Here is an 11,022-nt window from a genome sequence, read left to right as displayed (position 1 = left end):
GCGAGGCCGGGCGGGACACCGCCGGGCCGGCGGGGCCGGGCCCCCCGGTGGGGGGCGCTCACCAACCATTTAGGCGCGTGACCTATGCTCGCGAGGTTCGATCGGGAGGGCGCGATGGGCCTGGCGGCGAGGGTGGCGAGCGGCGACTGGCTGACCCGCGAGCGGGTGCGGCTGTGGGCGTTGGCGCTGCTCGGCTTCTCCACCCTGGCGCTGGTCGCGGTCGCCGTCACCTCGAACGGCTGGACCGACTGGCAGGGCCGACCGCTCGGCACCGACTTCTCCTGCTTCTGGACCGCCGGCCTGCTCGTGCTGGACGGGCATCCGGCCCGCGCCTTCGACAACGAGGCGCTGTTCGCCCTGCAGCGCGCGACCTTCGGGCCGGAGACGCCGTTCTACGGCTGGCTCTACCCGCCGTTCTTCCTGCTGGTCGCCGGCCTGCTCGCGACGCTGCCGTACCCGGTCGCGCTCGGCCTGTGGCTGGCCGTCACGGTGGGGCTCTACGTATGGGCCATGCGAGCGATTCTGCGTGGCGCGGACGGCGGCACGACCGGGCAGGGGGCGTGGCGGCCCACGAGCACGCTCGATCCGATGTGGCTGCTGCTGGTCCTCGCCTTTCCGGGCGTCTTCGTCACGCTCGGGCACGGGCAGAACGGGTTTCTCACCGCGGCGCTGTTCGGCGGCGCGCTGGCGATCCTCGACCGCCGGCCGCTCCTCGCCGGCGTGCTGCTCGGGCTGCTGGTCTACAAGCCGCAGTTCGGTCCGCTGATCCCGCTGGCGCTGCTCGCCGGCGGGCGGTGGCGCACCGTCGCGGCCGCCGGCACGACCGTGCTGGCGCTGTTCGGCGTCACCCTGGCGCTGCTCGGGCCGGAGCCGTGGCAGGCCTTTCTGGCCGGCCTCGGCGGCACCCGGGCCGAGGTGCTGGAGCAGGGCAGCGCCGGCTGGCACAAGCTGCACGGCGTGTTCGCCTGGACACGCCTGTGGGGCGGGTCGACCGGCCTCGCCTACGGCCTGCACGCGATCGTCGCGCTGGCGACCGCCGGGGCGGTCGTCTGGGCCTGGCGGGCCCCGGTGCGGCCGCCGCTGCGGGCGGCGCTGCTGCTGATCGGCGCTCTGGCGGTCGCACCGCACAGCCACGACTACGACCTCATGCTGCTCGCGCCGGCGATGGCGTTCCTGATCACGGACGGCGTGCGGCACGGCTTCGCCCGGGGTGAAAAGTCACTTCTCGCGCTCGTCTTCGTGATGCCGCTTTTCACGCGCGCTGTCGCCGAGCACATGCTTGTTCCGGTCGGCACGCTGGTGACGCTGGCGCTGCTGATCACGACGGTGCGGCGGTGCAGCATGACCCTCGGCCCCGTTGCGGCGCACGGTTCGGCGACCCGTCCAGAAACGCTCGAAACTCCGGCGCCGACCTAATTGAAGTCGTAATTCGAGCCTGCAATGATGAACGATCTCGGGATCGTTCATCGCAATCGCGTACAATCCGACGAGCGTACAAGCCGACGACGTGGCGTTCGGGCGAAGGCTCCCGGGCATCGGAACGCGGACGGCGCGCTCTGCGCACAGACGGGGACGTGACGAAACGGTGGGTCAACGGTCAGGACCGCGGATGTACACGCTCTACTCGATGCAGCGATCGGGGAATTGTTACAAGGTGAGGCTCGCCCTCACCCAGCTCGGCATTCCGTATCGCCTCGTCGAGATCGACGTGCTCAAGGGCGACAACCGCACGCCGGAGTTCCGCGCCAAGAATCCGAGCGGCCGGGTGCCGCTGCTGGAGGTCGCGGCGGGGCGCTGGCTGCCCGAGTCGAACGCCATCCTGTGGTACATCGCCGGCGGCACGCCGCTCGCCCCCGAGGACCGCTTCGAGCGCGCCGAGGCGCTGCGCTGGATGTTCTTCGAGCAGAACAGCATGGAGCCCAGCATCGGCGCCGCCTATTTCTGGCTGACGCTGGTGCGCGGCGGGCGCGACCTGAAGATGCACCAGATCGAGGGCTGGACCGAGGCCGGCTACGCCGCGCTCGGCCTGATGGAGGAGCACCTCGAGACCAACCGTTTCTTCGCCGCGGGCCGCTACACCATCGCCGACATCGCGCTCTACGCCTACACCCACATGGCCGACGACGCCGGCTTCGACCTCGCCGGCTACCCCCGCATCCGTCGCTGGCTCGCCCGCGTCGCGTCGCAGCCGCGGCACGTGACGATGGAAGGCACGCCCGCGCTGGAGGCGGCCGGGTAGGGCGCGGTCCAGCACCGTCGCCGGACGTCCGCAGGTCCCGGACCAGCACGCTCTCGGACATGCCGCAGCCGCTGTCCGCGACGGTCGGATGGACGGAGCCGTCGCGCTAGCCGTTCGCGGGGGTCGCCTCGTCGTCGCGGAAATCGTAGTTCTTCTGCAGCCAGTGTGTCGCGGTGCGGATGTCGCCCGACAGGGCGTAGCGCGCCGATTTCACGTCGGCCTTCGCGATCGCGGCGATGACGCGGTCGTGAAACTTGAATCCGGTCGCGAACATCTGGCGGGCGTCCGACGGCTTGCGCCGGGCCGTCGCCACGAAGGGGCCGGTCCTCAACCACAGACGCGAAACGACCTGCAGCAGTTGCGGATAGCGCGCCGCTTCGAAAATGGCGAAGTGGAAGTCCTTGTTGGCCTCCACGGCTCTTCGGATGTCGGCGTCCTCGATCGCGTCGAACATCGCCCGATTGATCGCCCGCAGGCGGACGACGAGTTGCGCCCGGTCCGGTGATCGGCAGGCCCGCTGGGCGGCGAGGCCTTCCAGGTGCATCCGGATGCGGATGTGCTCGTCGCAGATTTCCCGGGTGAACGGGGCCACGCGGATCAGCCGGTCGGGCGACCGCACGAGGGCTTCCTCGGCGACCAGGCGATTCATCGCGTCGCGAACCGGCATGGCGCTGGTTCCGACCATCTCGGCGAGCGCCTTGATCGACAGGGTGTCTCCGGGCTGGAACTCGCCGACCAGGAGAGAGCCCTTCAGCCTCTCGTAGATGCGGTCCTGCAGGGTCGACACGTCGACCGGGGCGATTTTCTTCAACACCTTGTTTTCTCGAATATATTTATGGCGCCATCGAAGCGCCGGACGTCGTCCTGTGGCGGGCGGAGACTATCAGATTCCCTCCCTGATCTCCGAAACGTCTCGGAAATATCACGTATATCGCCACCCTGAGCAAGCTGATATCAGATATATTTGATATCGGATATCAAGGCAGAAGGGGCGCGAGTCCCGCGTCTCGCTGGCTGCCGGCATCACCGGAGCCGAAGACCGCGCCGGCTGGAGGTCGAAGGAGGGATCATGGACCCGAGCATCATCGGTATTTTCGTTTCGCTGGCGGTGATCGTCTTCCTGGCGCTGCGTGGCGTTGGAATCATGCTGATCGCGCCGCTGGCGGTCGTGATCGTCGCGCTCTTCTCGAGCATGGACGTGCTCGACACGCTGCTGGGGCCCTACATGAAGGGCTTCGTGAACTACGCGGGAAAGTTCTATCTGATCTTCCTGTTCGCGTCCGTGTTCGGGAAATACATGGACGACAGCGGTGCGGCGCGCGCGATCGCCGGAAACATCCTGAAAGCCACCGGCACCGGCAGCCAGCTCTACGTGCTGCTGGCCATCTCGCTCATCACGACACTGCTCACGCTCGGCGGCGTCAGCCTGTTCGTCGTCATCTTCGCGATCATGCCGATCGCGCGGCCGCTGTTCAAACAGATGAACATCCCGTGGCACCTGTTCCTGGCGCCGTTCTACTTCGGCATCGGCTCGCTCTCGATGACGATGATCCCGGGCACGCCGTCGGTGCTCAACATCATGCCCACGAAATATCTGGGAACGACACCGACGGCGGCGCCGATCCTCGGGCTCTCCGCGGCGCTGTTCGTCACCGTCTTCTGCGTTCTGTACATGAAGCGCCAGCTGGCGCTCAGCAAGACGCGCGGCGAGGTCTACGAGGAATCGGCCGAGGTCGCGGCCGCGTCGGCGAAAATCCAGGACAAGCGGCTCCCCAACTTCTGGATCAGCCTGGTTCCGCCGGTCGCCGTCATCGTCGCGCTGAACGTCGTCCGGATCGACATCGTCTGGTCGCTGGTGATCGGCTGCCTCGTCGCCGCCGCGTGCTTCTGGCGTCACGTCGAGAACCACATGACCACGCTCAACGCCGGGGCGTTCAACTCCGCCGTGCCGGTCATCAACACCTGCGCCGACGTCGGCTACGGCATGGCGGTGGCGGCCACGTCGGGGTTCAAGATCCTGACCGACCTCCTGGTGGCCATCCCCGGAAACCCGGTGATCTCGCTCACCGTCGCGACCTATCTGATGACCGGCATCACCGGATCGGCGTCCGGCGGCCTCGGCATCGTGCTCGAAACGCTGATGGGCAAGTACGTCGCCATGGGCCTGAACCACGACATGCTGCACCGCGTCGTCGCCATCGCGGCCGGCTCGTTCGACGCGCTGCCTCACAACGGCGTCGTCATCACCACGCTGGCCGTGGCCGGGCTGACCCACCGGCAGGCCTACAGGCACATCTGGTACACCCACGTCGTCAGCACGTTCTTCGCGATGTTCATCGTCGGGGCGCTGGCGATCCTGATCTACTAGGCCGGCGCCGTGGACGCCGCGTCCGTGAGGGCGCGGCCTCTGCGCCCGGTGCCATGGCCGGCGAGCGACGTCCGCTCCTGCGCCGTACGGAGGACGAGGAATGATCAAGACCATCGGCATTCTCGGTGCCGGGACCATGGGGCACAGCATCGCAGTCTCGTTCGCCATGCACGGCTTCCCGGTCGCGCTCTACGAGCCGAGCGAAGGCCGGCGACAGACGGTGATGCGAGACATCGAGGCTGCGCTCGACCTTCTCGCCGGCGAAGACTACATGGCCGCGGGCGACGTCGGACCGGCGCTGGGCAGGGTCACGCTTCATTCGGATCTCGCTGCGGCGGTCGCGGATTGCGACTACGTCATCGAATCCGCCCCGGAGGTCATGGAGCTGAAGCAGAAGATCTTCAGGGACCTCGATGCGGTGTGCCGGCCCGACACGGTGCTGGCGAGCAACACGTCCAGCCTGCCGCTGAAGGACATGATGGCCGCGGTGTCTCCGGAGCGGCGCGAGCGGATGATCGTCAATCACTGGTTCAACCCGGCGCATCTCATTCCGCTGGTCGAGCTGTCCTGCTTCGGCAACATGCCGGAGCCGATCTTTCGCGAGGTCGAGACCCTCTACAGGACGATCAGGAAGCAGACGATCCGGATCCGGAAGGACATTCCCGGGCTGGTGGCGAACCGGATCATGCAGGGCGTGGCGCGTGAGGTCTTTTCGCTCGTCGAGAACGAGGTCGCCGATCCGGAGGATATCGACCGGGCGCTCAAGTTCGGTCCGGCGTTCCGCTACGCGACGACCGGGCAACTGGAGGTGACGGATTTCGGCGGCTTGGACATCTGGTGCGTGGTCGGAGACAATCTCCTGAAGGAGATGGACAACTCGACCTGCGCGAATCCGCTGCTCCGCGCCAAGGTGAAACAGGGCAAGCTCGGCGTGAAGTCCGGCGAGGGGTTCTACGCGTACGACCGGTCCGCCGCGGAGGACATCAAGAAGACGTTCATGCGGCGGCTGATCCACCAGCTCAAGGCATCCGAATATTACGTCTGATACAAACGGCCCTGCAGGGCGAGCCATTGCTGGAGACCGTCGGTCCGCAGCACGCGGCCCGGGTCGAGGATCGGCGCGGGACACGGGCCTCGCGGATCCGGCCTGTGGGTGGTCGCGGCCGTGGCTAACGTCCTCTCACGCGCCGCGTCGCAATTTGAATCAGGAATTACCGCCAGAATAAACCGATCTCATTCGTTTCGCGGCAATGATGGGGCGGTCCGGGGGTCCCCGGGCGTCGACAGGTGTCCCCCGCAGTCCCTCCCGAGACGTCGTCCGATGGCCAAGGCTTTTCTCGACAAGCGCCCCGCGTGCGGCACGCGCTCCTTTTTCGACAAGCGCTGGCACGAGCTGTCGCGCGACGAGGTCGCCGATGCCGAGCGCGTCTATCATCAGGCGCTGGTGCGATTCCTCAAGGCGATGGGCGAGAACCCGTTCACGCCGGAGAACCACGCGCGGCTCGCCCGCATCTCGTCGATCAGCGCGGCGCATTGCCGGAAAGCCGTCGCGGTCGCCCGCCGGTCGCGCATGCAGTGACGCCGGCCCGGGCCGCCGTATCGGAATGACGGCGACCTGCTGATCTGGAGCTCGTCTCAGAACCGCGCCTTGACGCCGCCGTAGACGCCGCGGCCGTCGCCGGGCAGGAAGGCGGCCTGGTCGGCGCGGCTGGCGCGGCCGATCGTCAGGGTCGAGGCGGCGTAGGTCGTGTCGAACACGTTCCTCACCTCGGCGAAGCCGCTCCAGGTGGCGTCGTAGGCGTAGTGGGCGCGCAGGTTCACGATGGCGAAGGCCTCGGAGAACAGCGTGTTGGCGTTGTCGACCGGCAGGTCGTCCGGCACCCACTGCACCTCGCCCTCGACCCACAGCTTCGGATCGACCGTGTAGCGCAGCGCCCCGAGCAGCACGTGGCGCGGCGCCCCGGCGATGCGGTTGTCGCCGTAGAGGACATCGTTCCAGAAGCGGAAGTCCTGATACGTGTAGGTGACGCGCGCCGTCAGCGCGTCCGTGATCTTCACCCGGCCGCCGAGCTCGACGCCGAAATGCCGCGTCCGGTCGGCGTTCGTGGTGGAGATGGCGCCCGCCACGTTGGTGGTGCGGATCAGCTCGTCCTCGATCCACGAATAGTAGGTCACCACGTCCCAGGCGAACCGGCCCATGCCGCCGCGCACGCCCGTCTCCGCCGTGATCGAGCTCTGGCCCTTCAGGTTCGGGGTCGAGAAGCCGGTCGGGCTGGCGTTCGGCGTGCCGCCGGTCGCCTCCAGCAGGTCGTCGAAGGTCGGCGCCTCGTAGGTGCGGCTCACCGCCGCGAAGGCGACGTTGCCGGGCGCGATGGTGTAGAGCACGGCCAGGCTCGGGTTCAGCGCGTCGTAGGATCGCGAGAAGCCGGTGCCGGTCGCCGCCACCGCGCCGGTCGCGCCGGTGTTCGCGTTGGTGATGCGCGGCCGCGTCGAACGTCCCCAGGTGTCGGTGTTGTCGCGCGTCGCCATCATGTAGGAGAGCGCCGGCGAGATCGTGAAGGCGCCGACCGGGACGTTGAAGCCCGACCACACCGACAGCGTCTGGGCCTCCAGCGCGTTGGTGCCGAAGGTCGTCGTCCGGTTGCCGCGATAGTTGTTGGCCCAGGTGCGGTCGGCGCTGCCGGCCACGACCATGGCGGTCGCCTCGAACAGCGGCAGCGCCGCGGTCTTGTCCGGCCGGTAGGCGTAGCGGGCCGAGCCGGTGACGTCGCCGCCCTCGGTGATGCGATAGCCGGTGCCGACCGGGAAGCGGAACGTGTCGTCCGTCCAGGTGTAGCCGAGCGCGACGTCGAACACGTGCTCGCCGAAGGTCGCGGTGGTGCGGGAGCCGACGCGGGCCTGCTGGGTGTCGCGGCGCGGCTTGTCGCGCACCGCGTTCGGCCCCGGCTCGGTGGCGACGCCGCCGATCACGATCGGGCCAGGCGCCGCCTGGGTGGGGTCGGCCTGCAGGCGCTTCCACGACAGCGGGCCGGCGATCTCGAAGCCCAGATCCGTCCAGCCGACGAACACGCGGGTCGAGATGTCGTCGTTGATCCTGGCGCCGGCATTGGCGTTGAAGATGGTCCGCTCCGAGCCGTTCCAGGTGCGATAGCCGTCGCGCTGGTCGTAGGAGTACTGGACGAAGGCGTCGTAATCGCCCTTGCGGTCGCCGCCCTGCACCTGGGTGCGGACATAACCGTAGCTGCCGCCCTCGACGCTCACCTGCGCGCCGGGCGAGCCCGAGCCGGTCGGCGACACGAAGTTGATCGCACCGCCCAGCACGGTTGCGCCGAGCCGGTTCGCCGTGTAGCCGCGATAGACCTCGAAGAAGTCGGCCATGCGGGGGTCGATCAGGCCGACGATGTAGGACCCGTCGGCGCGGTTGAGCGGCAGGCCGTCCTGCAGGATCAGGAGGCCGCGCTCGGTCGGGTTCGACTGCTGGCCGGAGCCGCGGATGTGGATCTTCGGCTGGTCGTTGCCGCCCAGGAAGCTCGACGCGATCACGCCCGGCACGATGTTGAGCGACTCGGCGATCGACACGTCGGCGCGGCCGGCGAGCTCTTTCTGGTCGACCACGGCGGTGCCGCCCGGCGTCGCCGCGAGCCGCCGGCGCGCCTCCGCCTCGGTCGTCGTCGCCGGGGCGCGCTGGCCGTCCGCCTCCACCACCAGCGTGTCGAGCGTCACGGTGGCGCCCGGCGCGGCCGACTGGGCGAGGGCAGGGGCGGCGCCGAGACCCGCCGCGGCGGCCAGGGCGATGCCCGACACGGCCGCCATCAGGGCGCGGCGCGGCAGGGGCCCGCGGGTCCGGGACTGCGAACGGAAGAGCGGCGGCAAGGCGTCCACGGGCGGCGTGCTCCGGCGGCTGATGCGATCGAGAGTCATCGGGAAACCTCGTCCTGGCAATTCGGGTCAATGCGGCCGCGCCGGTAGGGCAGCCATCCGCCGCCGCGACGGGGGTGGCGGCGCAGGCGGCGGACGGCGGTTCGCAGAAGCCGGACGGGGATCGGCACCCGGCCGGCCTCGCGCGCCCCGACGGCGGGTCGAGGTGGAAACGGGGCTGGCGGGCGCACGCGGAGCGGCGCTGGCTGGCGGGTGAACAGCCGGCGAGGGAGTCGCCGGAGAAGCCGTGTTGCCAGGAGTAAGAATTTGGCTTAGGGCGAGTAAAACCAAATTTGCGAAGTTTAGAAACAATGAAAACTAAGTATCAGACAATAAAACGATTCCAGACGGAAAGTATAAGTACTGCGAATATGGCATAACGAGACGGAATGAAACTCGTGTTATCACTTATGTCGTCCTCGTTTCAGGGACTCCACGCATCGGCGCGCCAGTGCGGAGGCCTGCCGTGACCGGGATCGAGCTGTCGTCCTCCGGTCGGCCGCTCCGGCGCCCGTCGTCGGGCCGGCTGCAGGCCGCCCGCCGGCCGGCCCCGCACGGCGCCTCGTTCCGGGTGTTCTTCCTGGCCGGCGCGCTTCAGGCCGTGCTGGTGATCGGCCTATGGGGCGCCGCCTTTCCGCTCCTCGCCGGGATCGACCCGCCGCTGGCGCCGGCTGCCTGGCACGCCCACGAGCTGCTGTTCGGCTATGTGCCGGCCGTGCAGGCCGGCTTCCTGCTCACCGCGATCCCGCACTGGACCGGCCGCCGGCCGGTCGGCGGCGGCGCCCTCGCGGCGCTGCTCGCGCTGTGGATCGCCGGCCGGCTCGCCGCCGCCGGGCTTCTGGGGCTCTCGCCCCTCGGCGTCGCGCTTTTGGCGATCGCCTTCACGGGCGTGCTGGCCGGCCTGGTGACGGTCGAGATCATCGCGGCTCGCAGCGTCGACAATGCGCCCGCCGTGCTGTCGCTGATCGTCCTGGCCGTCGCGGAGATCCTGTTCCATGCGGACCTCGCGGCCGGGCACGAGGGCGCGACGGCGACGCGGCTCGCGCTCGCCGGTGTGACGGCCCAGATGATGCTGCTCGGCGGCCGCATCGTCCCGGCCTTCACCCGCGACTATCTTGCGGAGACCGGCCGGGCGCCGCTGCCGCCGTCCCTGCGATGGCTCGACGGCGGTGCGGTCGGGCTCGGGCTCGCGGCGCTGGTGGTCTGGCTGGCGCTGCCGCCGGCGCGGCCGCTCGTGCCGGCCAGCGGCGCCGTGCTGCTCGCCGCGGGCGGTCTGCTGTTGGTCCGACAGGCCCGCTGGGCGCCGTCACGCACGCGCTCCGAGCCGCTGGTCTGGGTGCTGCATTTGGGCGCCGCCATGACGCCGCTCGGCCTGCTGATGGCCGGCGCCGGCGCGCTGACGGCCGAGACCGAACTGACCGCGGCCGCCGTCCATGTCTGGGCGGTCGGTGGCATCGGCCTGATGACGCTGGCGCTGATGACCCGGGTGAGCCTCGGCCACACCGGCCGCCCGCTGCGCGCCGGATCGGGCTCGGCGGCGATCTATCTGGCGCTCGCCGTGGCCGCGGTGGCGCGCGCAGGAAGCATCCTGGCGCCGCAGTGGACGCTGCCGCTGCTGCCGCTCGCCGGCGTCGCGTGGATCGCCGCCTATGCGGGCTTTCTGGTCCTCTACGGGCCGATGCTGCTGCGCCCCGCCGTGGCGGCGGAGCGCGCCGCTCACTCGCCGCCCAGATAGCCGCCGATCTTCCAGCCGCTCGCGTCCTTCACGTAGCAGAGCTGGTCGCTGACCAGCGGCTGTACCGCGTCGGCCGACACCCAGCCGATCTTGCCGCTCGGCGTGACGACCTTGAGGGGTGGCACCGCGCCGGGGCCGGGCTGGACCGCCGGTGCGCCGGCGGCGGGGGCGGGGCCGCCCGCGGGCTGAGCGCCCGGCGCACCGGGTGCCCCCGGAGGCGCCTCGTCCGGGAGCACCCGGACCAGCACGGAGCCGAGCGTCTCGACCACGGGCGCGTCTGCGGCGGCGCCGGACCGCACCGGCAGGCTGCTGGTTGCCGGCCAAGCCCAGTCGAAGACGTCGGTGCGGCTCGATTTCAGGAGCTGCTCGAAGGCTTTGTCGTCGAGGGTCGGGGCCGCCGGCGCGCAGACAACGCCGGTCTTGGGCGGAAAGGCCTTCAGCGTCGGCTCGGCGGCCGCGTGAGTGAGCAGCTCCCAGCCGTCGGCGTCGGCGCCGTCCAGCCCGATGGCGCGGGCGAGATTGTCGATCGGCGCCTTCTTGCGGTCGGCCTTGTCGCCCCGGTCGGCCAACCAGAAGAAGCCCGGCGCCACCAGGCCGGCGAGCGCCACGCGGTCCTTGCGGCCGGCGATCTCGCCGAGCTGCTGGCGGAACGCCGAGAAGCTCGGATCCGCGGACTGGGCCGGGGGCGTGACGGCGATGCTCGAATAGGGGCGGGGCGGCGAGGGCTGTGCCGGCGGGCCGGGGCCGGGGCCGGGCTGCGCC

The 11,022-nt window shown here is 69.8% G+C and carries 9 protein-coding genes; 6 read left to right on the top strand and 3 right to left on the bottom strand.

The window, feature by feature from the left end; translation table 11 throughout:
• Window positions 1–114: 114 nt before the first annotated feature.
• Window positions 115–1,416: a glycosyltransferase family 87 protein gene (locus CH341_RS22405; RefSeq protein ID WP_210208535.1), complete on the top strand. Its 1,302-nt coding sequence runs from the start codon at window positions 115–117 to the stop codon at window positions 1,414–1,416.
• Between the two features lie 193 nt (window positions 1,417–1,609).
• Window positions 1,610–2,239: a glutathione S-transferase family protein gene (locus tag CH341_RS22400; protein ID WP_111421193.1), complete on the top strand. Its 630-nt coding sequence runs from the start codon at window positions 1,610–1,612 to the stop codon at window positions 2,237–2,239.
• A gap of 106 nt (window positions 2,240–2,345) precedes the next feature.
• On the opposite strand, the gene CH341_RS22395 is transcribed toward CH341_RS22400, so the two are convergent.
• Complete coding sequence (locus tag CH341_RS22395) at window positions 2,346–3,053, bottom strand: GntR family transcriptional regulator (RefSeq protein ID WP_111421192.1); 708 nt, start codon at window positions 3,051–3,053, stop codon at window positions 2,346–2,348.
• 255 nt (window positions 3,054–3,308) lie between these two features.
• Between CH341_RS22395 and CH341_RS22390 the strand changes: the two genes are divergently transcribed.
• From CH341_RS22390 to CH341_RS22380, 3 genes are all read left to right on the top strand, one after another.
• The gene (locus CH341_RS22390) at window positions 3,309–4,607 is read left to right on the top strand and encodes a GntP family permease (protein WP_111421191.1); all 1,299 of its coding nucleotides are present in this window, start codon (window positions 3,309–3,311) and stop codon (window positions 4,605–4,607) included.
• 100 nt (window positions 4,608–4,707) lie between these two features.
• A complete protein-coding gene (locus CH341_RS22385) occupies window positions 4,708–5,652 on the top strand; it encodes a 3-hydroxyacyl-CoA dehydrogenase family protein (protein WP_111421190.1) in 945 nt (314 codons plus the stop codon).
• Window positions 5,653–5,928: 276 nt separating this feature from the next.
• Complete coding sequence (locus CH341_RS22380) at window positions 5,929–6,186, top strand: hypothetical protein (protein WP_111421189.1); 258 nt, start codon at window positions 5,929–5,931, stop codon at window positions 6,184–6,186.
• A 56-nt stretch (window positions 6,187–6,242) separates the two neighbouring features.
• On the opposite strand, the gene CH341_RS22375 is transcribed toward CH341_RS22380, so the two are convergent.
• Window positions 6,243–8,528, bottom strand: coding sequence for a TonB-dependent receptor family protein (locus CH341_RS22375; RefSeq protein ID WP_111421188.1), 2,286 nt, complete (start codon window positions 8,526–8,528; stop codon window positions 6,243–6,245).
• 463 nt (window positions 8,529–8,991) lie between these two features.
• Here CH341_RS22375 and CH341_RS22370 point away from each other — a divergent pair, with 463 nt between their 5' ends.
• Window positions 8,992–10,260 carry an NnrS family protein gene (locus CH341_RS22370; protein ID WP_170149762.1) on the top strand — a complete coding sequence of 423 codons (1,269 nt, stop codon included), beginning with the start codon at window positions 8,992–8,994 and terminating at the stop codon, window positions 10,258–10,260.
• On the opposite strand, the gene CH341_RS34375 is transcribed toward CH341_RS22370, so the two are convergent.
• A partial coding sequence (locus tag CH341_RS34375) for a hypothetical protein (RefSeq protein ID WP_210208533.1) occupies window positions 10,242–11,022 on the bottom strand: 781 nt, incomplete at its 5' end. The genes CH341_RS22370 and CH341_RS34375 overlap by 19 nt on opposite strands.

The sequence above is a fragment of the Rhodoplanes roseus genome (assembly GCF_003258865.1).
Classification (GTDB): domain Bacteria; phylum Pseudomonadota; class Alphaproteobacteria; order Rhizobiales; family Xanthobacteraceae; genus Rhodoplanes; species Rhodoplanes roseus.
This window is presented reverse-complemented; position numbering and strand designations above follow the sequence as displayed.